This window comes from Pantoea sp. CFCC18177 (assembly GCF_059412425.1).
This window is the reverse complement of the sequence record NZ_JBNBPL010000041.1, coordinates 1-26,020: the sequence shown is the minus strand read 5'-3', so window position 1 is coordinate 26,020 and position 26,020 is coordinate 1. Positions and strand designations below refer to the sequence as shown.

Sequence of the window (26,020 nt, the reverse complement as noted above, 5' to 3'; positions counted from 1 at the left end):
GGCGACAACGTGAAAATGACTGTTACTCTGATCAAGCCAATCGCTATGGATCAGGGTCTGCGTTTCGCAATCCGTGAAGGCGGCCGTACTGTTGGTGCGGGTGTTGTTGCTGAAATCATCGCTTAATTGCGATAATATTTGACGCAATGCACATGAAAAGGGCATCATTTGATGCCCTTTTTGCACGCTGTTACATAGAACCTGGCTCATCAGTGATTTTCGATCATAATCATTGCTGAGACAGGCTCTGGTCTACGGCGTCGGATACCGAGTTACGCCCAAAAGCTCATTCGGTTTGGATGCCTCGCTCTGCGGGGCAGAATTGTTTCTGAATTATTGTGGCAGGTTGGTTTATGAGTGCGAATACCGAAGCTCAAGGAAGCGGACGCGGCCTGGAAGCGATAAAGTGGATTGGTGTTATCGCATTGCTGTTAGTAGCAATCGTGGGTAACTATATTTATCGTGATGTCACGCTGCCTCTGCGCGCGCTGGCTGTTGTAGTACTGATCGCTGCGGCGGGCGGTATTGCGTTGCTGACTATTAAAGGCAAAGCGACCGTGGCTTTTGCTCGTGAAGCAAGAACCGAAATGCGTAAGGTCATTTGGCCGACTCGCCAGGAAACATTGCACACCACGTTAATCGTTGCCGCGGTCACTGCCGTGATGTCACTGATTTTGTGGGGGCTGGATGGTATTCTGGTCCGTCTGGTATCGTTTATTACTGGCCTGAGGTTCTGAGATGTCTGAAGCTCCAAAAAAACGCTGGTACGTCGTTCAGGCGTTTTCCGGTTTTGAAGCCCGCGTAGCGAAGTCGCTGCAAGAGCATATCAAACTGCACAACATGGAAGAACTGTTTGGCGAAGTCATGGTGCCGACTGAAGAAGTCGTGGAAATCCGTGGCGGCCAGCGTCGCAAAAGCGAACGTAAATTCTTCCCTGGCTACGTACTGGTCCAGATGGTGATGAATGACGCCAGCTGGCACTTAGTGCGCAGTGTACCGCGTGTAATGGGCTTCATTGGTGGTACCTCTGACCGTCCTGCACCGATTAGTGACAAAGAAGTCGATGCGATTATGAACCGCCTGCAGCAGGTAGGTGATAAGCCGCGTCCGAAAACGCTGTTCGAACCAGGCGAGATGGTACGTGTCAACGACGGTCCATTTGCTGACTTCAACGGTGTGGTGGAAGAAGTGGATTACGAAAAGAGCCGCCTAAAGGTTTCTGTTTCCATCTTCGGTCGTGCAACACCAGTAGAACTCGACTTTGCTCAGGTGGAGAAAGGTTAACCCGTTTGTTCACTTTTTAGCTCTTGCAGAAGGCGCGAAATTTACCTATAATTTCGCGCCTTTTGTTTTTATGCGCTGGTAACAGCGTGTAAATCGTAATCACGGGGAGCCTGTTTTCAGGCGCTATAACCCATTTGAGGAAATATCATGGCTAAGAAAGTACAAGCCTACGTCAAGCTGCAAGTTGCAGCTGGTATGGCGAACCCAAGTCCACCTGTTGGTCCAGCACTGGGTCAGCAGGGTGTTAACATCATGGAATTCTGTAAAGCGTTCAACGCCAAAACAGAATCTCTGGAGAAAGGCCTGCCTACTCCAGTTGTTATCACTGTATACAGCGACCGTTCTTTCACCTTCGTTACCAAAACGCCTCCGGCTGCCGTTCTGCTGAAAAAAGCAGCGGGCATCAAGTCTGGTTCTGGTAAGCCGAACAAAGACAAAGTCGGTAAAGTAACGCGTGCTCAAGTACGTGAAATCGCAGAGACCAAAGCTGCGGACATGACTGGTTCTGACGTAGAAGCGATGACTCGCTCTATCGAAGGTACTGCACGTTCCATGGGCCTGGTAGTAGAGGATTAATAAATGGCTAAGCTGACCAAGCGCATGAGCGTAATCCGTGACAAAGTTGATGCGACCAAGCAGTACGACATCGCTGAAGCTATCGCGCTGCTGAAAGAACTGGCTACTGCTAAGTTCGTTGAAAGCGTTGACGTTGCTGTTAACCTGGGCATCGATGCTCGTAAATCTGACCAGAACGTTCGCGGCGCGACTGTTCTGCCACACGGTACTGGTCGTTCAGTACGTGTTGCCGTCTTCACCCAAGGCGCAAACGCTGAAGCTGCTAAAGCAGCTGGCGCTGAGCTGGTAGGTATGGAAGACCTGGCTGATCAGATCAAAAAAGGCGAAATGAACTTTGACGTTGTTATTGCATCTCCAGATGCAATGCGCGTTGTTGGCCAGTTGGGCCAGGTTCTGGGTCCACGTGGCCTGATGCCAAACCCGAAAGTCGGTACTGTAACCCCTAACGTTGCTGAAGCAGTGAAAAACGCTAAAGCAGGTCAGGTTCGTTATCGTAACGACAAAAACGGCATCATCCACACTACCATCGGTAAAGTGGACTTCGACGCTGACAAACTGAAAGAAAACCTGGAATCTCTGCTGGTTGCGCTGAAAAAAGCGAAACCATCTCAGGCTAAAGGCGTGTACATCAAGAAAGTTAGCATCTCTACCACCATGGGCGCCGGCGTTGCCGTTGACCAGGCTGGTCTGAGCGCAGCAGCAAACTAATTGCTGCTTGAAACGGGCGAAAAATTCATCTAGAATCTTACGCCCGTTGTTCTGATTGAATGCTCAATTCAGAACCCAGATTCAAAGTCACTGATGGTTAAAGCTTAATTGCCCACTCCTTCAGTGACTTAGGTTGGAGCCAGGCCTTATCCTGGCCTCCGTCCAAGACCGCAGGAGCGAAATATCTTCGGGTAAATTGCTTAATACCCTGCGTAGACGGTGACAGAACCAAAAAGAATTTTTTCTTAGCTGGATTCTGCTCACCGTGTAATAGCGCTCGTGACCTTCGGGTTGATGAGTGAAGTGAGTTCCGGGAAATTATTCCCGGTTAAATCCAGGAGCAAAGCTAATGGCATTAAATCTTCAAGGCAAACAAGCGATTGTTGCTGAAGTTAGCGAAGTAGCCAAAGGTGCGCTTTCAGCGGTTGTTGCGGATTCCCGTGGCGTTACCGTTGATAAAATGACCGAACTGCGTAAAGCAGGTCGTGAAGCTGGCGTTTACATGCGTGTTGTTCGCAACACCCTGCTGCGCCGCGTCGTTGAAGGTACTCCTTTCGAGTGCCTGAAAGACACGTTTGTTGGTCCGACCCTGATTGCATATTCTTTGGAACACCCGGGCGCTGCTGCTCGTCTGTTCAAAGATTTCGCGAAAGCGAATGCAAAATTTGAGGTCAAAGCTGCAGCCTTTGAAGGTGAGCTGATCACGGCGGCCAATATTGACCGTCTGGCAACTCTGCCGACTTACGAAGAAGCACTGGCACGTCTGATGTCGACCATGAAAGAAGCCGCTGCTGGCAAACTGGTCCGCACTCTGGCTGCTGTACGCGATGCAAAAGAAGCGGCTTAAGGCCATCTTCTTTTCCTTCGTACTTGCTAACGTATAAACTTTATCTGTTTTTTAGGAACAATCGATATGTCTATCACTAAAGATCAAATTCTGGAAGCAGTTGCAGCTATGTCCGTAATGGAAGTAGTTGAGCTGGTTTCTGCTATGGAAGAAAAATTCGGCGTTTCTGCTGCTGCCGCTGTAGCTGTTGCTGCTGGCCCAGCTGAAGCTGTTGAAGAGAAAACTGAATTCGACGTAATTCTGAAAGCTGCTGGCGCTAACAAAGTTGCAGTAATCAAAGCTGTACGTACTGCAACTGGTCTGGGCTTGAAAGAAGCTAAAGACCTGGTTGAAGCTACTGGCCCAATCAAAGAAGGCATCAGCAAAGATGACGCAGCTGCTCTGGAAGCACTGCTGAAAGAAGCTGGCGCTGAAGTTGAAGTTAAGTAAGACAACCTTCGGGTTGCAGCCTGAGTAACTCCAGGCTGATGGCTGGTGACTTTTTGGTCACCAGCCTTTTTGCGCTACAGAGGAACGATGGCGTTTCGCACTGTTTGTCCATTGTTTCTCTTCAATATCTTTTTCTATCGACGACTTAATATATCGCTTTCCTGTGAGGGTTCCCTGCCTGCGCAACGGCGACGAAATGATTTAAGAGTGATAGAAAGACGTATTGCATGGGGTGCTGCGCATCGCATGAAAAACAAAATAGTGTTGCATGAACTGTCCTATCAGGACGGACAGCGTGGTTCGACATGTCAGCTAGCTGAGGAACCCTATGGTTTACTCCTATACCGAGAAAAAACGTATTCGTAAGGATTTTGGTAAACGTCCACAAGTACTGGACATACCTTATCTCCTTTCTATCCAGCTTGACTCGTTCCAGAAGTTTATCGAGCAAGATCCAGAAGGCCAGTACGGTCTGGAAGCTGCCTTCCGCTCCGTATTCCCAATCTCAAGCTACAGCGGCAACTCTGAGTTGCAGTATGTCAGCTACCGTTTGGGTGAGCCGGTCTTTGACGTAACTGAATGTCAGATCCGTGGCGTGACCTATTCGGCACCGCTGCGCGTGAAACTGCGTCTGGTGATCTATGAGCGCGAAGCGCCAGAAGGCACCGTAAAAGACATTAAAGAACAAGAAGTCTACATGGGCGAAATTCCGCTCATGACCGACAACGGTACCTTTGTTATCAACGGTACTGAGCGTGTTATCGTTTCTCAGCTGCATCGTAGTCCTGGCGTGTTCTTTGACAGCGACAAGGGTAAGACGCACTCGTCTGGTAAAGTGCTGTATAACGCACGTATCATCCCTTACCGTGGTTCATGGCTCGACTTCGAGTTTGACCCGAAAGACAACCTCTTCGTCCGTATTGACCGTCGCCGTAAGCTGCCGGCCAGTATCATTCTGCGCGCACTGAACTACACCACTGAACAAATCCTCGATCTGTTCTTTGATAAAGTGGTTTATGAAATTCGCGATAACAAACTGCAGATGGAACTGGTGCCTGAGCGCCTGCGTGGTGAAACCGCCAGCTTCGATATCGAAGCCAATGGCACGGTCTACGTTGAGAAAGGTCGTCGCATCACTGCGCGTCACATTCGTCAGCTGGAAAAAGACGGTATTCAGCACATCGAAGTGCCGGTTGAATATATCGCTGGCAAAGTGGTCGCTAAAGACTACGTCGATCTGAACACCGGTGAGCTGATTGTTCCTGCGAACATGGAACTGTCACTGGATCTGCTGGCGAAACTGAGCCAGTCAGGCCACAAGCGCATCGAAACCCTGTTCACTAACGATTTGGATCACGGCCCGTACATTTCCGAGACCCTGCGTGTTGACCCAACCAACGATCGCCTGAGCGCGCTGGTTGAGATCTACCGCATGATGCGTCCTGGCGAGCCACCAACACGTGAAGCAGCGGAAAACCTGTTCGAGAACTTGTTCTTCTCTGAAGATCGTTACGATCTTTCTGCGGTTGGCCGCATGAAGTTCAACCGTTCTCTGCTGCGTGATGAGATCGAAGGTTCAGGCATCCTGAGCAAAGATGACATCATCGAAGTGATGAAGAAGCTGATCGGTATCCGTAACGGTATCGGTGAAGTGGATGATATCGATCACCTCGGCAACCGTCGTATCCGTTCAGTCGGTGAGATGGCAGAAAACCAGTTCCGTGTAGGTCTGGTCCGTGTTGAACGCGCAGTGAAAGAGCGTCTTTCTCTGGGCGACCTCGACACGCTGATGCCACAGGACATGATCAACGCCAAGCCGATTTCTGCTGCGGTGAAAGAGTTCTTCGGTTCCAGCCAGCTGTCACAGTTTATGGACCAGAACAACCCGTTGTCTGAGATCACGCATAAGCGTCGTATCTCTGCTCTGGGCCCAGGCGGTCTGACCCGTGAACGCGCAGGCTTCGAAGTGCGTGACGTACACCCAACCCACTACGGTCGTGTATGCCCAATCGAAACGCCTGAAGGTCCGAACATCGGTCTGATCAACTCCCTTTCTGTTTACGCGCAGACTAACGAATACGGCTTCCTTGAGACTCCGTATCGTCGCGTTGTTGACGGCAAAGTGAGTGACGAAATTCATTACCTCTCTGCAATTGAAGAGGGTAACTACGTTATCGCTCAGGCGAACACCAACCTTGCTGAAGATGGTAGCTTTGTTGACGATCTCGTCACCTGCCGTAGCAAAGGTGAATCAAGCCTGTTCAGCCGCGATCAAGTTGACTACATGGACGTTTCGACCCAACAGGTCGTTTCTGTCGGTGCGTCACTGATCCCGTTCCTGGAGCACGATGATGCTAACCGCGCCTTGATGGGTGCGAACATGCAACGTCAGGCCGTTCCAACTCTGCGCGCTGATAAGCCGCTGGTTGGTACCGGTATGGAACGTGCAGTAGCGGTTGACTCCGGTGTTACTGCCGTAGCGAAACGTGGCGGTTCCGTTCAGTACGTTGATGCTTCTCGTATCGTTATCAAAGTTAACGAAGATGAGATGTATCCGGGCGAAGCGGGTATCGACATCTACAACCTGACCAAGTACACCCGTTCTAACCAGAACACCTGCATCAACCAGATGCCGTGTGTCTCTCTGGGTGAGCCAATTGAGCGTGGCGACGTGCTGGCAGATGGCCCGTCTACCGATCTCGGTGAACTGGCGCTGGGTCAGAACATGCGCGTGGCATTCATGCCATGGAACGGTTACAACTTCGAAGACTCCATCCTCGTTTCTGAGCGTGTTGTACAGGAAGACCGTTTCACCACTATCCACATCCAGGAACTGGCCTGTGTGTCTCGTGACACCAAGCTGGGGCCAGAAGAGATCACCGCTGACATCCCGAACGTGGGTGAAGCTGCGCTCTCCAAGCTGGATGAGTCCGGTATCGTGTATATCGGTGCGGAAGTGACCGGTGGCGACATTCTGGTTGGTAAGGTCACGCCGAAAGGTGAAACCCAGCTGACTCCAGAAGAGAAACTGCTGCGTGCGATCTTCGGTGAGAAAGCGTCTGACGTTAAAGACTCTTCTCTGCGTGTACCAAACGGTGTTTCCGGTACGGTTATCGACGTTCAGGTCTTCACCCGCGATGGCGTGGAAAAAGACAAACGTGCACTGGAAATCGAAGAGATGCAGCTGAAGCAGGTTAAGAAAGACCTGTCTGAAGAACTGCAAATCTTTGAAGCCGGTCTGTTCAGCCGTATTCAGGCTGTACTGATCTCGGGTGGCGTTGAAGCTGAGAAGCTGGACAAACTGCCACGCGAGCGCTGGTTAGAGCTGGGCCTGACTGACGAAGAGAAGCAAAACTCTCTGGAACAGCTGGCTGAGCAGTATGACGAGCTGAAGCACGAGTTTGAGAAGAAACTCGAAGCTAAGCGTCGCAAGATCACCCAAGGCGATGATTTGGCACCAGGCGTGCTGAAAATCGTGAAGGTGTATCTGGCTGTTAAGCGTCAGATCCAGCCTGGTGACAAGATGGCAGGTCGTCACGGTAACAAGGGTGTTATCTCTAAGATCAACCCGATCGAAGATATGCCTTACGATGAGAACGGTACGCCGGTCGATATCGTATTGAACCCGCTGGGCGTACCGTCACGTATGAACATCGGTCAGATCCTGGAAACCCACCTCGGGATGGCAGCGAAAGGCATTGGTGAGAAAATCAATGCGATGCTGAAGAAGCAGGAAGAAGTCGCCAAACTGCGTGATTTCATCCAGCGCGCCTACGATTTGGGCACCGACGTGCGTCAGAAAGTTGACCTGAACACCTTCACCGACGACGAAGTGCTGCGTCTGGCAGAGAACCTGAAAAAAGGTATGCCAATCGCAACACCAGTGTTTGACGGTGCGAAAGAAAGCGAGATCAAAGAGCTGCTGCAGCTCGGCGGCCTGCCTTCTTCCGGTCAGATCACCTTGTTCGACGGCCGTACCGGTGAGCAGTTCGAGCGTCAGGTAACCGTAGGTTACATGTACATGCTGAAACTGAACCACTTGGTTGACGACAAGATGCACGCACGTTCTACCGGCTCTTACAGCTTGGTTACTCAGCAGCCGCTGGGTGGTAAAGCTCAGTTCGGTGGTCAGCGCTTCGGTGAGATGGAAGTGTGGGCACTGGAAGCTTACGGTGCTGCGTATACCCTGCAGGAAATGCTGACCGTTAAATCTGATGACGTTAACGGCCGTACGAAGATGTATAAAAACATCGTCGATGGCAACCATCAGATGGAACCGGGCATGCCGGAATCCTTCAACGTACTGTTGAAAGAGATTCGCTCGCTGGGTATCAACATCGAGCTGGAAGACGAGTAAGTACTCGCAAGTACTGGTTACGGGACGCGCACCTCAGGCGCGCGTCCCTGAGAGTTCCACTCCGACGGGAGCTAATCCGTGAAAGACTTACTTAAGTTTCTGAAAGCGCAAACTAAGACCGAAGAGTTTGATGCGATCAAAATTGCTCTGGCCTCGCCTGACATGATCCGTTCATGGTCTTTTGGTGAAGTTAAAAAGCCAGAAACCATTAACTACCGTACCTTCAAACCGGAGCGTGACGGTCTTTTCTGCGCCCGTATTTTTGGACCGGTAAAAGATTACGAATGCCTGTGCGGTAAGTACAAGCGTTTGAAGCATCGTGGCGTGATCTGTGAGAAGTGTGGCGTTGAAGTTACACAGACCAAGGTACGTCGTGAGCGTATGGGCCATATCGAGTTGGCTTCTCCAACTGCGCATATCTGGTTCCTGAAATCACTGCCTTCGCGTATCGGCTTGCTGCTGGATATGCCACTGCGTGATATCGAGCGCGTGCTGTACTTCGAATCTTATGTTGTGATCGAAGGCGGCATGACCAACCTGGAAAAACGTCAGATTCTGACGGAAGAGCAGTATCTTGATGCGCTGGAAGAGTTCGGTGACGAATTCGACGCGAAGATGGGTGCGGAAGCTATCCAGGCGCTGCTGAAAAACATGGATCTGGAGCAAGAGTGCGAGCAGCTGCGTGAAGAGCTGAACGAAACCAACTCCGAGACCAAGCGTAAAAAGCTGACCAAGCGTATCAAGCTGCTGGAAGCGTTCGTTCAGTCTGGTAACAAGCCAGAGTGGATGATCCTGACCGTTCTGCCGGTTCTGCCGCCAGATCTGCGTCCGCTGGTACCGCTGGACGGCGGTCGTTTCGCTACGTCAGATCTGAACGATCTGTATCGTCGCGTGATCAACCGTAACAACCGTCTGAAACGTCTGCTGGATCTGGCTGCGCCAGATATCATCGTACGTAACGAAAAACGTATGCTGCAAGAAGCGGTAGATGCCCTGCTGGATAACGGCCGTCGCGGTCGTGCCATCACCGGCTCTAACAAACGTCCTCTGAAATCTTTGGCTGATATGATCAAAGGTAAGCAGGGTCGTTTCCGTCAGAACTTGCTTGGTAAGCGTGTTGACTACTCCGGTCGTTCTGTTATCACCGTAGGTCCATACCTGCGTCTGCATCAGTGCGGTCTGCCGAAGAAAATGGCACTGGAGCTGTTCAAACCGTTCATTTACGGCAAGCTGGAACTGCGTGGCCTGGCCACCACCATCAAAGCCGCGAAGAAAATGGTTGAGCGCGAAGAAGCTGTCGTTTGGGATATCCTGGACGAAGTTATCCGCGAACACCCGGTACTGCTGAACCGTGCACCAACTCTGCACCGTTTAGGTATCCAGGCGTTTGAACCGGTTCTGATCGAAGGTAAAGCGATCCAGCTGCACCCGCTGGTTTGTGCGGCATATAACGCCGACTTCGATGGTGACCAGATGGCTGTTCACGTACCGCTGACGCTGGAAGCCCAGCTGGAAGCGCGTGCGCTGATGATGTCTACCAACAACATCCTGTCACCTGCGAACGGCGAGCCAATCATCGTTCCTTCTCAGGACGTTGTTTTGGGTCTGTACTACATGACCCGCGACAAAGTGAACGCCAAAGGCGAAGGCATGGTGCTGACTGGCCCGAAAGAAGCTGAGCGTGTTTACCGCGCTGGCCAGGCCGAGCTGCATGCGCGCGTTAAAGTGCGTATCACCGAATACAGCAAAAACGAGCAGGAAGAGTTCGTTGCGAAAACCAGCATTATCGACACCACCATTGGTCGTGCGATTCTGTGGATGATCGTACCGAAAGGCCTGCCTTACTCTATCGTCAACCAGGCGCTGGGTAAGAAAGCTATCTCCAAAATGCTGAACACCTGTTACCGCATCTTGGGCCTGAAGCCGACCGTTATCTTTGCTGACCAGACCATGTACACCGGCTTTGCTTACGCAGCCCGTTCAGGTGCCTCTGTTGGTATCGACGACATGGTGATCCCGGCTAAGAAAGCGGAAATCGTCGCGGAAGCGGAAGCAGAAGTTGCTGAGATTCAGGAACAGTTCCAGTCTGGTCTGGTTACTGCTGGCGAACGTTACAACAAAGTCATCGATATCTGGGCCGCAGCCAACGAACGCGTTTCCAAAGCGATGATGGACAACCTGCAAACTGAAACTGTGATCAACCGTCACGGCGAAGAAGAGCAGCAGGTGTCGTTCAACAGCATCTACATGATGGCCGACTCCGGTGCGCGTGGTTCTGCAGCACAGATTCGTCAGCTGGCCGGTATGCGTGGTCTGATGGCTAAGCCAGATGGCTCAATCATCGAAACGCCAATCACCGCGAACTTCCGTGAAGGTCTGAACGTACTCCAGTACTTCATCTCGACGCACGGTGCGCGTAAAGGCTTGGCGGATACCGCACTGAAAACCGCTAACTCCGGTTATCTGACGCGTCGTCTGGTTGACGTTGCGCAGGATCTGGTGGTGACCGAAGACGACTGTGGCACATTCGAAGGCATCATGATGACTCCGGTCATCGAAGGTGGCGACGTTAAAGAGCCACTGCGTGAGCGTGTTCTGGGCCGTGTGACGGCTGAAGATGTCCTGAAACCAGGCACTGCAGACATCCTGATCCCGCGTAACACCCTGATCGATGAGCACTGGTGTGATGTGATCGAACTGAACTCAGTCGATGCGATCAAAGTGCGTTCGGTTGTTGGCTGTGAAACCGACTTCGGTGTGTGTGCACACTGCTACGGTCGCGATCTGGCACGTGGTCACATCATCAACAAAGGTGAGGCCATCGGCGTTATCGCAGCACAGTCCATCGGTGAGCCGGGTACACAGCTGACGATGCGTACGTTCCACATCGGTGGTGCGGCATCTCGTGCGGCTGCTGAATCCAGCATCCAGGTGAAGAATAAAGGTACTATCAAGCTGACTAACGCCAAGTCGGTAACCAACTCCTCAGGGAAACTGGTTATCGTCTCACGTAACGTTGAGCTGAAAATGATCGACGAGTTCGGTCGTACCAAAGAGAGCTATAAAGTGCCTTACGGTGCGGTCATGGCCAAAGGTGATGGCGAGCAGGTTGCAGCGGGCGAGACCGTAGCAAACTGGGATCCACATACCATGCCGGTTATCACGGAAGTGGGCGGTTTCATTCGCTTCACTGACATGATCGACGGTCAGACCATTACTCGTCAGACTGACGATTTAACCGGTCTGTCATCGCTGGTGGTTCTGGATTCTGCAGAACGTACTGCGGGCGGTAAAGATCTGCGTCCTGCGCTGAAAATCGTTGATGCGAACGGTAATGATGTTCTGATCCCTGGTACTGATATGCCAGCACAGTACTTCCTGCCGGGCAAAGCGATTGTGCAGTTGGAAGATGGCGTGAAGATCAGCTCGGGTGATACCCTGGCGCGTGTTCCGCAAGAATCTGGCGGTACCAAGGACATCACCGGTGGTCTGCCACGCGTTGCTGACCTGTTCGAAGCGCGTCGTCCGAAAGAGCCAGCTATTCTGGCGGAGATCAGCGGTATCATCTCCTTCGGTAAAGAGACCAAAGGTAAGCGTCGTCTGGTGATTACACCGGTTGATGGTAGCGATCCGTACGAAGAGATGATTCCAAAATGGCGTCAGCTGAACGTATTCGAAGGTGAACGTGTAGAACGTGGTGACGTTGTTTCTGACGGCCCAGAGTCTCCGCACGACATCCTGCGTCTGCGTGGCGTCCATGCTGTGACCCGTTACATCACTAACGAAGTGCAGGAAGTTTACCGTCTGCAAGGCGTTAAGATTAACGATAAGCACATTGAAGTCATCGTTCGTCAGATGCTGCGTAAAGCAACCATCGCTAGCGTGGGCAGCTCCGACTTCCTGGAAGGCGAGCAGGCTGAATACTCCCGCATCAAGATCTCTAACCGTGAACTTGAAGCGAATGGCAAAATCGGCGCAACCTTTATGCGCGATCTGCTGGGTATCACCAAAGCGTCACTGGCTACCGAATCGTTCATCTCTGCCGCATCGTTCCAGGAAACCACTCGTGTCCTGACCGAAGCAGCTGTAGCAGGTAAGCGCGATGAACTGCGCGGCCTGAAAGAGAACGTGATCGTGGGTCGTCTGATCCCAGCCGGTACCGGTTATGCTTACCATCAGGATCGTATGCGTCGCCGCTCTGCGGGTGAAGCACCGGTTGCTCCGCAGGTGACTGCGGATGAAGCCTCTGCAAGCCTGGCTGAACTGCTGAACGCCGGTCTGGGCGGTAGCGACGACGAGTAATCGTTGCTAAGTCTGATCGATAAAAAACCCTGCCTCGGCAGGGTTTTTTTTAATCTGAATTTAATCCTTGCGGCAGACATCGTGTCGAGTCAGCCCAATGTCGCGCAGTTGGGCATCGCTCAGGTGAGACAAAATTTTCCGCGTCTCACGTCTGTTACGCCAGTTTCTCACCGCGCTACGCGCGCCGCGCAAAATATCCAGCAATGTTACATCAAAAGGTTTAGCCGCTCGGTTTTGATCGAATTCCATTATTTGTGCCCTCAGTGAGATGTCTGGGTCACATTGTCCATTTCTGCATCGATTCAATACAGATTCAAAAAACACTTATCTTTAACATACAGATTGCATATTCAGCGATCTGAATGGTAGAAAGGGTGTCAATCTGTACTGGTTTTCGCTGCTGAATAAGATGAGGTGGGATACGATGACGCGCTATCAGCATTTGGCCTGTCTGCTGTCGGACAGGATTGAACAAGGCCTCTATCGCAGTGGAGAACGTTTACCGTCAGTACGCACGTTGAGTCTGGAACACGGCGTCAGCATTAGCACCGTACAGCAGGCGTACCATTTACTGGAAGAGAAGCAGCTGATTGTGCCACAGCCGCGATCCGGTTATTTCGTTGCAACTCGAAAATCGACCCCACCGGTACCTGGCATGACCCGCCCAGCGCAGCGGCCCGTGGAGATCACGCAATGGGAATCGGTACTGGAGTTGCTGAGCAGCCGAATGGACAGTGATGTGCTGCAACTGGGCAGTGGCATACCGGATTTAACCCAGCCAACGTTAAAGCCGTTATGGAAAATCCAAAGTCGCATGGCGCAGAAGCAGGATGCTGGCTTGCTCAATTATGACAGCCTGGTGGGTGTCAGTGCATTACGCGAGCAAGTCGCCAGGCTGGCGATAGACAGTGGCTGCCAGCTCAGCGCCGATGACATCGTTGCCACCACGGGCTGCCATGAGGCGTTGTCGATATCGATCCGCGCAGTGTGCGATCCGGGCGATATCATTGCGGTGGAATCGCCTACTTTCCATGGCACGATGCAAACGTTACGCGGTTTTGGGATCCGCGCGATCGAAATTCCCACGGATTCCGTCACCGGCATGAGTCTTGAAGCGCTTGAACTGGCTTTTGAACAGTGGCCAATTAAAGCGGTTGTGGTGGTCCCCAACTGCAACAACCCGCTGGGATTCATCATGCCTGAATCGCGTAAGCGGGCATTGCTGGCATTGGCACAGCGCTTTGATGCGGCCATTATCGAAGACGACGTTTACGGTGAGCTGGCGTGGGAATACCCGCGACCGATAACCATCAAGTCTTTGGATATGGATGGCCGCGTATTGTTGTGCAGCTCTTTTTCTAAAACGCTGGCGCCCGGTTTACGCGTTGGCTGGGTGGCGCCGGGACGATATCGTGACCGCGTGTTGCACATGAAATATATCAGTACCGGATCAACGGCCACGCAGCCACAACATGCTGTCGCCGAGTTTGTTCGTCAAGGTCATTACGGCCCACATATCCGTCGTATGCGTCAGGTGTATCAACGGAATTACGACATCTTTAGCTGCTGGGTACGCCACTATTTTCCCTGTGGGATTTGCGTGTCTCGTCCCCAGGGGGGCTTCCTGATGTGGATCGAACTGCCAGAAGCGTTTGACGCTGTTCGACTTAACACTGAGCTGCGTACTCTGAAGATACAGGTCGCCGTTGGGTCGTTGTTTTCCGCCTCGGGAAAATATCGTAACTGTCTGCGCCTGAATTACGGTTTGCCCATTAACGAGCATACTGAGCAGGCGATTGCCCAACTGGGTGCTGCGGTGGAGCAGGCCATGCTGGCCTGTAATGCTGAAACGCTGCATGCCACTTCCCTGACGAATTAAGTTGGAAAGGCAGGGCTGGGGAGAGAGGAAGACCAGCCCTGGCCCACTGCAAGCGGCAGCGGGCAGGCACACTTTAGCGAAGTCAGCTTTAGGCGCTAGCCTTATAAAATCAGGCTTCGCGCCATATTCCGGTCTTTATCACTCTATTGCAGCCAGTTACATCAACTCTGCAGGCTGGGTTCCAGATTCAACCAGGTCGAGCAACGTTTGTGTTGCCTTACGCCAGTCAGCCGCCTGAGTAATGGCGCTGACGACCGCAATACTGCCCACCCCTGTGGCCAGCACTTCCGGCACCCGCGCCAGTGAAATGCCGCCGATGGCGACGGTTGGCACGTCCTGCAATCGCGCCAGATGACGTTTGAGTTCGATTACGCCCTGCGGAGCGGAGGGCATGTCTTTAGTTTGCGTCGGATAAATATGCCCTAAAGCAATATAAGAGGGGCGAAGTGCCAGGGCGCGGTCCAGTTCGGCATCATCATGAGTTGATAAACCGAGACGTAAACCTGCCTGGCGGATCGCCTGCAGATCCGCTACGTCCAAATCTTCCTGGCCAAGGTGAACACCGTAAGCGTTGTATTTGATCGCTAATCGCCAGTAATCATTGATAAACAAGCGTGCGCGGTACTGTTTACCCAGCGCAATGGCTTCGCGCACGGCATCTTCCACTTCATGATCCTGGCAATCTTTGATACGCAGTTGCAGGGTGCGCACACCGGCTTCCAGCAGGCGTTTAATCCACTCTACGCTATCAACAACGGGATACAGCCCCAGTTTCGGGGCGGTGGCCGGAAAGGCGTCGGTCATACTTTTTCCTCTTTAAGGGCATCGGCGGCGTGATAGATCTCACCACCACGGCTACGGAAGGCGTCTGACATTTGCGCCATGCCAATTTCAATCGGCTGCGCTTCTGCCTGCTGGCGAGCAGCATATTCACGCACTTCCTGAGTAATTTTCATTGAGCAGAATTTGGGGCCGCACATCGAGCAGAAGTGAGCGACTTTCCCTGATTCCTGCGGCAAGGTTTCATCGTGGTAGGCTCGCGCGGTGTGCGGATCGAGTGCCAGATTGAATTGATCTTCCCAGCGGAATTCGAAACGCGCTTTCGACATGGCATTATCGCGGATCTGGGCTCCGGGATGCCCCTTCGCCAGATCGGCCGCATGGGCGGCGATTTTATAGGTGATCAATCCCTGTTTCACATCTTCTTTATTTGGCAGACCCAAGTGCTCTTTCGGTGTGACGTAGCACAGCATGGCACAGCCAAACCAACCAATCATCGCGGCACCAATTCCTGATGTGAAGTGATCATAACCGGGTGCGATATCTGTGGTGAGTGGTCCGAGCGTATAAAACGGCGCTTCATGGCAGTGCTCCAGCTGTTCGGTCATGTTACGGCGGATCATCTGCATTGGCACGTGGCCAGGGCCTTCAATCATCACCTGCACATCGTATTCCCAGGCGATCTTCGTTAGCTCACCCAAGGTGTGCAGTTCGGCAAACTGCGCTTCATCGTTGGCATCCTGAATCGACCCTGGACGCAGACCATCACCCAGTGAGAGGGCAACATCATAAGCCGCACAGATCTCGCAGATCTCGCGGAAGTGCAGATACAGGAAACTCTCCTGATGATGCGACAGGCACCACTTCGCCATGATCGATCCCCCGCGCGAGACAATGCCGGTCAGACGTTTGGCGGTCATCGGAACATAGCGCAACAGCACGCCCGCGTGAATGGTGAAGTAATCGACGCCCTGTTCGGCTTGCTCAAGCAGGGTGTCGCGGAAGATTTCCCAGTTCAGATCTTCCGCTACGCCGTTAACCTTCTCCAGCGCCTGATAAATCGGTACGGTTCCAATCGGCACCGGACTGTTTCGCAAAATCCATTCCCGCGTTTCATGGATGTAACGGCCTGTGGAGAGGTCCATCACGGTATCGGCGCCCCAGCGCGTTGACCACACCAGTTTCTCTACTTCCTCCTCAATCGATGAACTCACCGCCGAGTTGCCGATATTGGCATTCACTTTGACCAAAAAGTTACGGCCAATGATCATCGGTTCAGATTCAGGGTGATTAATGTTGGAGGGGATAATGGCTCGACCGCTGGCCACTTCCTGGCGGACAAATTCGGCGGTAATGTTTTCCGGCAGATGCGCCCCGAAGCTGTGCCCGGGATGTTGTTGCAGCAGCACTTCACCACGAATACGTTCGCGCCCCATGTTTTCACGGACCGCAATAAACTCCATTTCAGGCGTAATCATTCCCTGTCGAGCATAGTGCAACTGCGTCACACAGCGGCCGGTTTTCGCACGGCGTGGCTGGGGTAGGTGCTCAAAGCGCAGATGATCCAGTCCCTCATCGGCCAAGCGCTGCTGGGTATAACTGGAACTTAGCTGGTGGATCGCTTCGCTGTCATCACGTTCGGCAATCCAGCTGGCACGCAATTTCGCCAATCCCTGATGCACATCGATAGTGGCTTCCGGGTCACCATAAGCACCTGCGGTGTCATACACCGGCACAGCTTCATTCGGCTCAAGCTTAGGGTTCTCTCTGGTGCCGCCAATCTGAGTTGGGCTCAGCTGGATTTCGCGCATCGGTACACGAATATCCTCACGGCTACCGGTGATCCAGATACGTTTTGAGTTGGGAAAAGCGGTGCCTTGCAGTGAATCAATAAATTCCTGCGCTTGTGCACGTTGTTCACGACGAGAAGTTTTAGCAACAGACATAGCAAATTTCCTGATTTAAGGGGAAGTTGCTTGTCCAGAGTTCGGAAGGAGTAACAGAAGCGATACCGGGCGCCAACACGCATCGTTCTGGTTATGTCTACTCTTGTTCCCTTCGCAGGTACTAACCTGATCAGGTTCCGCGGATCCCGAATTAACGGTCTCAGCCCCGGGGGGCACTCCGACAAGGTGTGCGTTTGCGGTTTAAGCTACTTTGCTTGCCATTTCTCGCCTGGGCAGTGCTCGTGACCGTCACGTACTTCGTGTACGCTCCGGTCCCTGCGCGCTGTCCGTGCGTGAACTGGCTGCGCACGCTACGCTTAAACCACAAACTTGCCGCTCATAAAGAGGGCAATAAAAAAAAGCCCATTCAGCATAAGAGGGCTTTTTCGGAATAACAAGCCTTTTACATCTTTCGGGGTTAAGCAGGACGTGCAATGGGGCTCTCATTGGCGACCGGAACGCTTGCCAGCTGGTTATCCCAGGCCAGTTTTACCAGTTTATCCTCCAGCGTAAAACGTGACTCCAGTACTTCACCCACTTCGGAGAGCGCCTTCTGAAACTCAACACAGTTATCATCATTGATGGCTTGCTGAAGATGGCTGTCATACAGCTGCATGATGCTATCGGTGTTGGCCTCGAGCGCGGGGTAGATCTGAGACGCGGCAATTAACGGGCTGTCACCTTGCATTTCGTTGATGATGCGTTCGTAAATACTGAAATGCCCGGTGGAGAGGTAATCCACCAGATTGTGGCAAAACGCATCCAGTGCCTGTTCATCCAGCGCTGAAAGCGCATCTTTATTCGGCTTGATGCCAATTAACTCGTAATACGTGACGAGCAACTGTCGACGGGCGCGCAACCAAGTGTCGACTAATTCATTACCGCCACCTACACGCTCTGTCAGGTCATCTAACTGGGTCAGCATATGGGGCTCCAAGTGAGTTATAGTTGTTTATTCGACACTTAACATCAGGATTCAGCGTGCCATTTGACGCTAAGGACAACGAATAAGATGCAACGTGAGATCTCAAGCGTAGACGCTGGCTGGTGGATTGTCAGCCATGAGCAAAAACTTTGGTTGCCGCAAGGTGAGCTGCCGCATGGCTTATCGAGCGATTTTGGCTTAGTGGGTAGCGCGGGCATATTGATTGGCGAATGGCAGGGTGAAAATGTCTGGTTGGTGCGTGAATCACGCCCTGACAATATGGCCTCTGTTCGCCAGCTTATCGACGAAGATGTCGGCTTGTTCCAGATTGCTGGGCGCGGTGTACAACTGGCGGAGTTTTACCGTTCCCATCGCTGGTGTGGTTACTGTGGGCATGAAATGCATCTCAGTAAACGCGAATTTGCCTGCCTGTGTCACCATTGCCGTGAGCGCTATTACCCACAAATTGCTCCCTGCATAATCGTCGCGATTCGTCGAGGCGATGAGATATTGCTCGCCAATCATGCGCGTCACCGCAACAGCATTTACACAGTATTAGCTGGCTTTGTTGAGGTTGGAGAGACGCTGGAGCAGGCCGTGGCGCGAGAGGTGATGGAGGAGAGTAATGTGCGGGTCAAGAACGTCCGTTATGTCACTTCACAGCCGTGGCCATTCCCGCACTCTCTGATGATGGCGTTTATGGCGGAATACGAAGGCGGCGAGTTGCAGCATGATGGCAAAGAGTTACTGGATGCGGGCTGGTATCGCTATGACGATCTTCCGCTGTTACCCCCGGCTGGGACGGTGGCCCGTCGTTTGATTGAAGATACCGTTGCCCTGTGCCGCGCCAGCGCCTCGTGAAAATGCTACACTGGCGGCCTTAGCATGAGAGAGCCCATTATGAGTGAACTGAAGAACGATCGTTATCTGCGCGCCCTGTTACGCCAGCCGGTAGATGTCACACCGGTGTGGATGATGCGACAAGCCGGGCGTTATTTACCGGAGTACAAAGCCACGCGCGCTGAGGCCGGTGATTTTATGTCGCTGTGTAAGAATGCGGAGCTGGCGTGTGAAGTCACGTTGCAGCCGCTGCGTCGTTATGCGCTGGATGCGGCGATCCTCTTCAGCGATATTTTGACCATTCCCGATGCGATGGGGCTGGGGCTCTATTTTGAAACGGGTGAAGGCCCGCGTTTCTCCAATCCTATTACTTGCCGCGCAGATGTCGATAAGCTGCCGATTCCCGATCCCGAGCAGGAACTGGGATACGTGATGAACGCGGTGCGTACCATTCGTCACAACCTTAAAGGCGAAGTCCCGCTGATTGGTTTCTCTGGCAGCCCGTGGACGCTGGCAACCTATATGGTTGAAGGCGGTAGCAGCAAAGCCTTCACCAAAATCAAAAAGATGATGTATGCCGAGCCACAAACGCTGCACAAGTTGCTCGATAAGCTGGCTGACAGCGTCATTCTGTATCTAAACGCCCAGATCAAAGCCGGTGCTCAGTCGGTCATGGTATTTGATACCTGGGGCGGTGTGTTGACGGGGCGTGATTATCGCGAGTTCTCGCTGTATTACATGCATAAAATCGTTGATAGCGTGCTGCACGAAAATGAAGGTCGTCGTGTACCGATTACGCTGTTCACCAAAGGCGGCGGACAGTGGTTGGAAGCGATAGCGGCAACCGGTTGTGATGCGCTGGGTCTGGACTGGACCACTGATATTGCTGATGCACGCCGTCGTGTGGGTGACAAAGTGGCGCTGCAGGGCAATATGGATCCTTCCATGTTGTATGCGCCGCCAGCGCGTATCGAGCAGGAAGTCGCAGGTATTCTGGAAGGCTTCGGTAAAGGTGAAGGCCACGTGTTTAACCTCGGCCATGGTATTCACCCCGATGTACCACCTGAACACGCGGGTGCCTTTGTAGAAGCAGTACACCGCCTGTCACGCCCTTACCATCAAGGCTAAGCATGGATTTAGCTGCNTAACCTCGGCCATGGTATTCACCCCGATGTACCACCTGAACACGCGGGTGCCTTTGTAGAAGCAGTACACCGCCTGTCACGCCCTTACCATCAAGGCTAAGCATGGATTTAGCTGCGCTTCGGGCTGAACAGCTACAGCGCGCTGCTGAGGTTGTGCGGCAGGATGATTTTGACATCCTGCCGCCACGCTACATTGCCGGTGCAGACGTCGGTTTTGAGCAGGAAGGCGCCGTTACGCGCGCCGCGCTGGTGGTATTGGAATATCCTTCATTACAGTTGGTTGAACATCGCATCGCGCGTATTGAAACCATCATGCCGTATATACCTGGCTTCTTATCATTCCGCGAAGTGCCTGCGCTACAGGCCGCCTGGCAGCAACTCACGCATCAACCCGATCTCTTATTCGTCGATGGTCATGGTATTTCTCATCCGCGTCGGCTTGGCGTTGCCGCCCATTTTGGCTTGCTGGTGGATGTGCCAACCATTGGCGTGGCCAAGAAACGGCTGTGCGGTCAATTTGCCGAACTGGACCCTGAGCCAGGTAGCTGCCAACCGTTGATGGATAAAAGCGAGCAGATTGGTTGGGTGTGGCGCAGTAAGGCGCGCTGTAATCCACTGTTCGTTTCTACCGGGCATCGGATTAGCCTGGCGAGTGCGCTGCATTGGGTCGAATTGTGCACGGCTGGCTATCGTTTACCTGAGCCTACGCGTTGGGCCGATGCGGTGGCGTCGAACCGTTCGACATTTCTACGTTGGCAAAATGCGCGTTAACGCTGTTTGCGCGCGGCTTTTGCGGTACACTGCCGCCAGCTAACCTATTGAGAGTAAGTTGATGTTACAGAACCCCGTCCATTTGCGTCTGGCTAAGCTGGAAAGCTGGCAGCATATGACCTTTATGGCCTGTCTGTGCGAGCGGATGTTCCCTAACTACTGGGCCTTCTGTCAGCAGACTGAATTTGCCGACCCGCAGCTCTATCGTCGCATCCTGGATCTTGTCTGGGAAAGCCTGACGGTGAAAGACGCCAAGATCAACTTCGACAGCCAACTGGAAAAGCTGGAAGCTGCGATTCCAGATGGTGATGATTTTGATGTCTACGGCGTTCATCCAGCGATTGACGCCTGCGTAGCCCTGAGTGAAATGCTGCATGCATTGCTGAGTGGTGAAACGCTGGAGCACGCCATCGAAGTCAGCCGTACGTCGATCACCACCGTGGCTATCCTGGAAATGACCCAGGCCGGTCGCGAAATGACCGATGCGGAGCTGCGCGAAAATCAGGCTGTCATTGATGAATGGGATCTGCAGTGGGAGATTTTTCGCCTGCTGGCAGACTGCGAGGAGCGCGACCTGGAGCTGATTAAGGGGTTACGTTCTGACCTGCGCGAAGCGGGAATCAGTAACATCGGTATACTTTTTCAGCAATAAGGCGAGAAAACGTGACTTCAGGCCCGAATTACCGCGCCTGGAGGCTTCACATCAGCCCCCTGTCTGGTCTACATTTGGGGGGCTGAAAATTGTGGCTATCTTTGCGTGCAGGCTGAAGAGTGCCAGAATATGGCTTTTCCCTCGCACTCGTTGCTTAGCAAGCGATAAATACACTTTAAGGATAACTTATGAACAAGACTCAACTGATTGATGTGATCGCAGAGAAAGCTGACCTGTCAAAAACCCAGGCTAAAGCTGCGCTGGAATCTACCCTGGCTGCGATCACTGAGTCTCTGAAAGAAGGTGATGCTGTACAACTGGTTGGTTTTGGTACTTTTAAAGTGAACCACCGCGCAGAGCGTACCGGTCGTAACCCACAGACTGGTAAAGAGATCAAAATTGCTGCAGCTAACGTGCCAGCATTCGTCTCTGGTAAAGCTCTGAAAGACGCTGTTAAGTAAGTTTTCCGCATCGCGGTTTAAGCTTTAAAAGAGGGGCGTCAATGCCCCTTTTTGTTACTGGGGCCTGTCATGCTGAACACGATTACTCAGCGCGTCTGCGCCCTGTTTCTCGGTGCGCTGCTCACGGGCTGTAGCACAACTCCTGATCTTCCTGCCTTTACGGCGAGTGGCTATTTAGCCGATCGCGGCACTGTGCGCATCTGGCGCAAAAATAGCGACCATCAAGCTATCCATATTCGTACCGTCTACACCCCCTTCAATGGCGATGCCATGGAGACCACCGACTACAACTGGCAGCAGAATAAACTGGCCAGCGTAGAGCGCCGTGTAGCGGGCAAGCAGCCGGACGATGTTACGCTGCGTTTCGACTCCCTCGGTAATCTTAACTTTATGCAGCGCCAGTTGGCGGGCCGACGTGAAGCGGTGAGCGGCGATAGCATCGAACTCTATCGTTTCGATGCCCAGCGTATGCTGGAGCAGAGTAACGCTTTGCTGAGTGGCCGTGTATTGCTGAGCCAGGGGCACTGGTTAGGCGGCACGCAAGTGCGTGACTGCGACGGTAAAACCGTTAATGCACCTTTTGATAGTGAAACACTCAGCACCTTGAATCAGCAGCAACAGAGCCAGCCGCAGCCGTTAATGGTGTCGTGGTTAGAAGCGCCGGAAGGGGTACAGCTTTTACGGGCAACGCCAGAAGATGAGTGCAGCTGGCAGCCGAGAGAGGGTGATTTTTAGGGGGCGGCCTTGCGACCGCCCACCCGATTACTTGCGGTTGATCGCGCGGTAACCGATATCTTTACGGCAGAAGCTGCCATCCCAGGAAATATGTTGCGCTAACGCATAGGCATTCTTTTGCGCCGCTGCGACATCTTCACCGAGTGCGGTAACACAGAGTACGCGACCACCGTTAGTGACCACTACGTCATCCTTCATCGTTGTGCCCGCATGGAAGACTTTGCCATCCGGCACTTCTTCCAACGGCAGACCGTGAATTTGATCGCCAGTTTTGTAGTCAGCAGGATAACCGCCAGCAGCCAGAACTACACCCAGCGATGGGCGCGGATCCCATTGTGAGGTCTGCTTATCCAGCTTGCCATCCACCGCAGCCAGGCACAGCTCAACCAGGTCAGACTGCAAGCGCAGCATGATCGGCTGAGTCTCTGGATCGCCAAAGCGGCAGTTGAATTCGATCACTTTCGGCTGGCCGGCTTTGTCGATCATCAGACCTGCATACAGGAAACCGGTATAGGTGTTGCCTTCCGCTTTCATGCCGTTCACGGTTGGCCAGATGATCTGATCCATCACGCGCTGGTGGATCTCATCGGTGACGACCGGAGCAGGTGAGTAAGCCCCCATACCGCCGGTGTTTGGACCGGTATCACCATCGCCTACACGTTTGTGATCCTGGCTGGTGGCCATTGGCAGTACGTTGTCACCATCGACCATCACGATGAAACTGGCTTCTTCGCCGTCAAGGAACTCTTCAATCACAATACGGTGGCCTGCATCGCCAAAGGCGTTGCCTGCCAGCATGTCCTGCACGGCGGCTTCAGCTTCAGCCAGTTCCATCGCAACGATAACGCCTTTGCCCGCGGCTAAGCCGTCAGCTTTGATGACGATCGGTGCGCCTTTCTCACGCAGGTAAGCCAGCGCAGGCTCAACTTCGGTAAAGTTCTGGTATTCGGCGGTTGGGATCTGCTGGCGCGCCAGGAAATCCTTGGTGAATGCTTTAGAGCCTTCTAATTGGGCGGCAGCTTGAGTCGGGCCAAAGATCTTCAGACCTGCAGCGCGGAAAGCATCCACGACACCAATGACCAGCGGAGCTTCGGGACCCACGATGGTCAGATCGATGTTCTCTTGCTGGGCAAAGGCCAACAGCGCAGGCACATCGGTGGCGCTGATCGCTACGTTCTGTAATGCAGGTTCCAGTGCGGTACCTGCATTGCCCGGTGCCACAAACACCGTTTCAGCCAGTGGTGACTGTGCAGCCTTCCATGCCAGCGCGTGTTCACGTCCGCCATTACCAATCACTAATATTTTCATCTTTACAGCTCCAGAGGATTAATGGCGGAAGTGACGCATGTCGGTGAAGATCATGGCAATGCCGTGTTCATCGGCGGCGGCAATGACTTCGTCATCACGAATAGAACCGCCAGGCTGAATCACACATGAGATACCCACTGCCGCTGCCGCATCGATACCGTCGCGGAACGGGAAGAACGCATCTGAAGCCATGGCAGAACCTTTGACTTCCAGACCTTCGTCACCGGCTTTAATGCCAGCGATTTTGGCAGAGTAAACACGGCTCATCTGGCCAGCGCCGATGCCGATGGTCATATTGTCACGCGCATACACAATGGCGTTGGATTTAACGAACTTAGCGACCTTCCAGCAGAACAGGGCATCACGCAGCTCTTGCTCGCTTGGCTGACGCTTGGTCACCACGCGGAGTTGGCTGGCATCCACCATCCCAAGATCGCGATCCTGCACCAGCAGGCCACCGTTAACACGTTTGAAGTCCAGTGCGGCAACACGGCCCTGCCACTGGCCACAGACCAGAACGCGTACATTCTGCTTAGCCGCGGTTACTTTCAGTGCTGCTTCGCTAGCAGAAGGTGCGATGATCACTTCCACGAACTGACGGCTGATAATCGCTTGCGCGGTGGCTTCATCCAGCTCGCGGTTGAAAGCGATGATGCCGCCGAAGGCTGACGTTGGGTCGGTTTTGTAGGCGCGCTCGTACGCATCAAGAATGGAACCACCTACGGCAACGCCGCATGGGTTCGCATGTTTCACGATGACACAAGCAGGTTCGTCAAACTCTTTAACGCATTCCAGCGCAGCATCGGTATCCGCGATGTTGTTATAGGAGAGCGCTTTGCCTTGAACTTGTTCTGCGGTAGCAACGGAAGCTTCCGCTACATTCTCTTCTATATAGAAAGCAGCATCCTGATGGCTGTTCTCACCGTAACGCATGTCCTGCTTCTTGATGAAGTTTAGGTTCATGGTGCGTGGGAAGCGGCCGGCTGGTTCTTTGCTGTCGCTGTGATAAGCCGGGACCAGGCTACCGAAGTAGTTGGCAATCATGCTGTCGTAAGCGGCGGTGTGTTCGAACGCTTTGATGGCCAGATCAAAACGGGTGTCCAGCGTCAGAGAGTTTTCGTTAGCGTCCAGCTCGGCAATGATGGCCTCGTAGTCGCTGCTCTTCACCACAATCGCGACGTCTTTATGGTTCTTCGCCGCGGAGCGCACCATAGTTGGACCACCGATATCGATGTTCTCTACGGCGTCTTCCAGGGTGCAACCCGCTTTAGCAACAGTCTGGGCGAAGGGGTAAAGGTTGACGACAACCATATCGATTGGGCTGATAGCATGTTCGGACATGATCGCATCGTCGGTGCCGCGACGGCCTAAAATGCCGCCATGCACTTTCGGGTGCAGCGTTTTGACGCGTCCATCCATCATTTCCGGGAAACCGGTGTAGTCAGAAACTTCAGTAACGGGCAGGCCCGCATCTGCCAGCAGGCGAGCAGTACCACCTGTGGAGAGCAGCTCAACACCACGGCTGGAGAGTGCCTGAGCAAATTCGAGGATACCGGCTTTATCAGAGACACTGAGTAGCGCGCGGCGTACAGGACGACGTTGTTGCATGGTGGTTTTATCCCTTGGCTTTGTTTCGCATAAATAAGAGCGTTACATCAAGCTTAGCGTTTCCTTCTATATAGAAGAGAACACCTGCTTCATGTAACGCCCCAAAAGGGGCATCCTTGACGTCGCCGGGCATTGTAGCGAAAACGTTTGCGTGATGCTCGCCTAAATTCAGTTGTGCCGATGAATGTGGATAACATTGTGTGTAAGTGGGTATAAGGCGGGGTTTTGCTGTGGAATGCAGCGAACAGTTGTTTTTATTGAATTTAGCGGTTGCGCGCTGCGAACAACTCCCTATAATGCGCATCCATCGAGACGGCACAACGGTTTACGAAGTGCGGTGTCGACAGGAAGCTTCGATAAGAACTTCCGCCAGATGAAAAACGCTGAAAAAAGTGTTTGACTCTGAAGGAGGAAAGCGTAATATACGCCACCTCGCAACAGCAGCTTAAGGCGCTGATTGCACCGCT

General features: G+C 53.0%; 24 protein-coding genes and 1 riboswitch. Of the genes, 17 read left to right on the top strand and 7 right to left on the bottom strand.

The window, feature by feature from the left end; translation table 11 throughout:
- The 9 genes from ACPUC8_RS25300 to rpoC all read left to right on the top strand — a co-directional run.
- Positions 1-126, top strand: a 126-nt coding sequence (locus ACPUC8_RS25300) for an EF-Tu C-terminal domain-related protein (protein ID WP_494927706.1), incomplete at its 5' end; no start/stop codon positions are given.
- Positions 127-353: 227 nt separating this feature from the next.
- A complete protein-coding gene (secE, locus tag ACPUC8_RS25295; protein ID WP_039336825.1) occupies positions 354-737 on the top strand; it encodes a preprotein translocase subunit SecE in 384 nt (127 codons plus the stop codon).
- 1 nt (position 738) lies between these two features.
- Positions 739-1,284, top strand: coding sequence for a transcription termination/antitermination protein NusG (gene nusG / locus ACPUC8_RS25290; RefSeq protein ID WP_010616908.1), 546 nt, complete (start codon positions 739-741; stop codon positions 1,282-1,284).
- A 147-nt stretch (positions 1,285-1,431) separates the two neighbouring features.
- Positions 1,432-1,860, top strand: coding sequence for a 50S ribosomal protein L11 (gene rplK / locus ACPUC8_RS25285; protein ID WP_008108393.1), 429 nt, complete (start codon positions 1,432-1,434; stop codon positions 1,858-1,860).
- 3 nt (positions 1,861-1,863) lie between these two features.
- On the top strand, positions 1,864-2,568 hold the full coding sequence (gene rplA / locus ACPUC8_RS25280; RefSeq protein ID WP_034828901.1) for a 50S ribosomal protein L1: 705 nt from the start codon (positions 1,864-1,866) through the stop codon (positions 2,566-2,568).
- A gap of 349 nt (positions 2,569-2,917) precedes the next feature.
- On the top strand, positions 2,918-3,415 hold the full coding sequence (rplJ, locus tag ACPUC8_RS25275) for a 50S ribosomal protein L10 (RefSeq protein WP_007886294.1): 498 nt from the start codon (positions 2,918-2,920) through the stop codon (positions 3,413-3,415).
- A 66-nt stretch (positions 3,416-3,481) separates the two neighbouring features.
- Positions 3,482-3,844 (top strand): 50S ribosomal protein L7/L12, encoded by a 363-nt coding sequence (gene rplL / locus ACPUC8_RS25270; RefSeq protein ID WP_039336819.1) that lies wholly within the window; start codon positions 3,482-3,484, stop codon positions 3,842-3,844.
- Between the two features lie 328 nt (positions 3,845-4,172).
- Entirely contained in the window at positions 4,173-8,201 is a 4,029-nt protein-coding gene (gene rpoB / locus ACPUC8_RS25265; RefSeq protein ID WP_039336817.1) for a DNA-directed RNA polymerase subunit beta, read from the top strand.
- A 78-nt stretch (positions 8,202-8,279) separates the two neighbouring features.
- Positions 8,280-12,503, top strand: a complete 4,224-nt coding sequence (rpoC, locus tag ACPUC8_RS25260) for a DNA-directed RNA polymerase subunit beta' (protein ID WP_039336815.1) — start codon at positions 8,280-8,282, stop codon at positions 12,501-12,503.
- Between the two features lie 60 nt (positions 12,504-12,563).
- On the opposite strand, the gene ACPUC8_RS25255 is transcribed toward rpoC, so the two are convergent.
- Positions 12,564-12,752 (bottom strand): DUF1127 domain-containing protein, encoded by a 189-nt coding sequence (locus ACPUC8_RS25255; RefSeq protein ID WP_494927704.1) that lies wholly within the window; start codon positions 12,750-12,752, stop codon positions 12,564-12,566.
- Between the two features lie 175 nt (positions 12,753-12,927).
- On the opposite strand from ACPUC8_RS25255, the gene ACPUC8_RS25250 reads away from it, so the two are divergent.
- Complete coding sequence (locus tag ACPUC8_RS25250; RefSeq protein ID WP_039336811.1) at positions 12,928-14,382, top strand: aminotransferase-like domain-containing protein; 1,455 nt, start codon at positions 12,928-12,930, stop codon at positions 14,380-14,382.
- 156 nt (positions 14,383-14,538) lie between these two features.
- On the opposite strand, the gene thiE is transcribed toward ACPUC8_RS25250, so the two are convergent.
- The 3 genes from thiE to ACPUC8_RS25235 form a co-directional block, all read right to left on the bottom strand.
- Positions 14,539-15,186, bottom strand: a complete 648-nt coding sequence (gene thiE, locus ACPUC8_RS25245; protein ID WP_494927703.1) for a thiamine phosphate synthase — start codon at positions 15,184-15,186, stop codon at positions 14,539-14,541.
- A complete protein-coding gene (gene thiC, locus ACPUC8_RS25240; RefSeq protein ID WP_058973436.1) occupies positions 15,183-17,108 on the bottom strand; it encodes a phosphomethylpyrimidine synthase ThiC in 1,926 nt (641 codons plus the stop codon). Before thiC ends, thiE begins: the two co-directional genes overlap by 4 nt.
- 90 nt (positions 17,109-17,198) lie before the next feature.
- Positions 17,199-17,299: riboswitch (TPP riboswitch) on the bottom strand.
- A 227-nt stretch (positions 17,300-17,526) separates the two neighbouring features.
- The gene (locus tag ACPUC8_RS25235; RefSeq protein ID WP_039336805.1) at positions 17,527-18,033 is read right to left on the bottom strand and encodes an Rsd/AlgQ family anti-sigma factor; all 507 of its coding nucleotides are present in this window, start codon (positions 18,031-18,033) and stop codon (positions 17,527-17,529) included.
- Positions 18,034-18,120: 87 nt separating this feature from the next.
- Between ACPUC8_RS25235 and nudC the strand changes: the two genes are divergently transcribed.
- The 7 genes from nudC to ACPUC8_RS25200 all read left to right on the top strand — a co-directional run bounded on the left by nudC (position 18,121) and on the right by ACPUC8_RS25200 (position 22,637).
- Entirely contained in the window at positions 18,121-18,894 is a 774-nt protein-coding gene (gene nudC / locus ACPUC8_RS25230; protein WP_039336802.1) for an NAD(+) diphosphatase, read from the top strand.
- A 39-nt stretch (positions 18,895-18,933) separates the two neighbouring features.
- The gene (gene hemE / locus ACPUC8_RS25225; RefSeq protein ID WP_058973434.1) at positions 18,934-20,001 is read left to right on the top strand and encodes a uroporphyrinogen decarboxylase; all 1,068 of its coding nucleotides are present in this window, start codon (positions 18,934-18,936) and stop codon (positions 19,999-20,001) included.
- Between the two features lie 12 nt (positions 20,002-20,013).
- The gene (locus ACPUC8_RS25220) at positions 20,014-20,118 is read left to right on the top strand and encodes a uroporphyrinogen decarboxylase family protein (RefSeq protein ID WP_494927705.1); all 105 of its coding nucleotides are present in this window, start codon (positions 20,014-20,016) and stop codon (positions 20,116-20,118) included.
- A gap of 2 nt (positions 20,119-20,120) precedes the next feature.
- Positions 20,121-20,789 carry a deoxyribonuclease V gene (nfi, locus tag ACPUC8_RS25215; protein WP_494927702.1) on the top strand — a complete coding sequence of 223 codons (669 nt, stop codon included), beginning with the start codon at positions 20,121-20,123 and terminating at the stop codon, positions 20,787-20,789.
- A gap of 61 nt (positions 20,790-20,850) precedes the next feature.
- Positions 20,851-21,441 (top strand): YjaG family protein, encoded by a 591-nt coding sequence (locus ACPUC8_RS25210; RefSeq protein WP_039336795.1) that lies wholly within the window; start codon positions 20,851-20,853, stop codon positions 21,439-21,441.
- 188 nt (positions 21,442-21,629) lie between these two features.
- Positions 21,630-21,902, top strand: coding sequence for a nucleoid-associated protein HU-alpha (hupA, locus tag ACPUC8_RS25205; RefSeq protein ID WP_006121511.1), 273 nt, complete (start codon positions 21,630-21,632; stop codon positions 21,900-21,902).
- 69 nt (positions 21,903-21,971) lie between these two features.
- On the top strand, positions 21,972-22,637 hold the full coding sequence (locus ACPUC8_RS25200) for a DUF1481 domain-containing protein (RefSeq protein ID WP_494927701.1): 666 nt from the start codon (positions 21,972-21,974) through the stop codon (positions 22,635-22,637).
- A 27-nt stretch (positions 22,638-22,664) separates the two neighbouring features.
- On the opposite strand, the gene purD is transcribed toward ACPUC8_RS25200, so the two are convergent.
- The 3 genes from purD to ACPUC8_RS25185 form a co-directional block, all read right to left on the bottom strand.
- Complete coding sequence (purD, locus tag ACPUC8_RS25195; RefSeq protein WP_039336787.1) at positions 22,665-23,945, bottom strand: phosphoribosylamine--glycine ligase; 1,281 nt, start codon at positions 23,943-23,945, stop codon at positions 22,665-22,667.
- Positions 23,946-23,963: 18 nt separating this feature from the next.
- The gene (gene purH, locus ACPUC8_RS25190) at positions 23,964-25,553 is read right to left on the bottom strand and encodes a bifunctional phosphoribosylaminoimidazolecarboxamide formyltransferase/IMP cyclohydrolase (protein ID WP_283229343.1); all 1,590 of its coding nucleotides are present in this window, start codon (positions 25,551-25,553) and stop codon (positions 23,964-23,966) included.
- Positions 25,554-25,816: 263 nt separating this feature from the next.
- Positions 25,817-26,020, bottom strand: a 204-nt coding sequence (locus ACPUC8_RS25185) for a hypothetical protein (protein ID WP_494927700.1), incomplete at its 5' end; no start/stop codon positions are given.

Coding starts and splice junctions, on each gene's coding strand:
- secE (WP_039336825.1), top strand. CDS start 354: ATGAGTGCGAATACCGAAGCTCAAGGAAGCGGACGCGGCCTGGAAGCG.
- nusG (WP_010616908.1), top strand. CDS start 739: ATGTCTGAAGCTCCAAAAAAACGCTGGTACGTCGTTCAGGCGTTTTCC.
- rplK (WP_008108393.1), top strand. CDS start 1,432: ATGGCTAAGAAAGTACAAGCCTACGTCAAGCTGCAAGTTGCAGCTGGT.
- rplA (WP_034828901.1), top strand. CDS start 1,864: ATGGCTAAGCTGACCAAGCGCATGAGCGTAATCCGTGACAAAGTTGAT.
- rplJ (WP_007886294.1), top strand. CDS start 2,918: ATGGCATTAAATCTTCAAGGCAAACAAGCGATTGTTGCTGAAGTTAGC.
- rplL (WP_039336819.1), top strand. CDS start 3,482: ATGTCTATCACTAAAGATCAAATTCTGGAAGCAGTTGCAGCTATGTCC.
- rpoB (WP_039336817.1), top strand. CDS start 4,173: ATGGTTTACTCCTATACCGAGAAAAAACGTATTCGTAAGGATTTTGGT.
- ACPUC8_RS25255 (WP_494927704.1), bottom strand. CDS start 12,752: ATGGAATTCGATCAAAACCGAGCGGCTAAACCTTTTGATGTAACATTG.
- ACPUC8_RS25250 (WP_039336811.1), top strand. CDS start 12,928: ATGACGCGCTATCAGCATTTGGCCTGTCTGCTGTCGGACAGGATTGAA.
- thiE (WP_494927703.1), bottom strand. CDS start 15,186: ATGACCGACGCCTTTCCGGCCACCGCCCCGAAACTGGGGCTGTATCCC.
- thiC (WP_058973436.1), bottom strand. CDS start 17,108: ATGTCTGTTGCTAAAACTTCTCGTCGTGAACAACGTGCACAAGCGCAG.
- ACPUC8_RS25235 (WP_039336805.1), bottom strand. CDS start 18,033: ATGCTGACCCAGTTAGATGACCTGACAGAGCGTGTAGGTGGCGGTAAT.
- nudC (WP_039336802.1), top strand. CDS start 18,121: ATGCAACGTGAGATCTCAAGCGTAGACGCTGGCTGGTGGATTGTCAGC.
- hemE (WP_058973434.1), top strand. CDS start 18,934: ATGAGTGAACTGAAGAACGATCGTTATCTGCGCGCCCTGTTACGCCAG.
- nfi (WP_494927702.1), top strand. CDS start 20,121: ATGGATTTAGCTGCGCTTCGGGCTGAACAGCTACAGCGCGCTGCTGAG.
- ACPUC8_RS25210 (WP_039336795.1), top strand. CDS start 20,851: ATGTTACAGAACCCCGTCCATTTGCGTCTGGCTAAGCTGGAAAGCTGG.
- hupA (WP_006121511.1), top strand. CDS start 21,630: ATGAACAAGACTCAACTGATTGATGTGATCGCAGAGAAAGCTGACCTG.
- ACPUC8_RS25200 (WP_494927701.1), top strand. CDS start 21,972: ATGCTGAACACGATTACTCAGCGCGTCTGCGCCCTGTTTCTCGGTGCG.
- purD (WP_039336787.1), bottom strand. CDS start 23,945: ATGAAAATATTAGTGATTGGTAATGGCGGACGTGAACACGCGCTGGCA.
- purH (WP_283229343.1), bottom strand. CDS start 25,553: ATGCAACAACGTCGTCCTGTACGCCGCGCGCTACTCAGTGTCTCTGAT.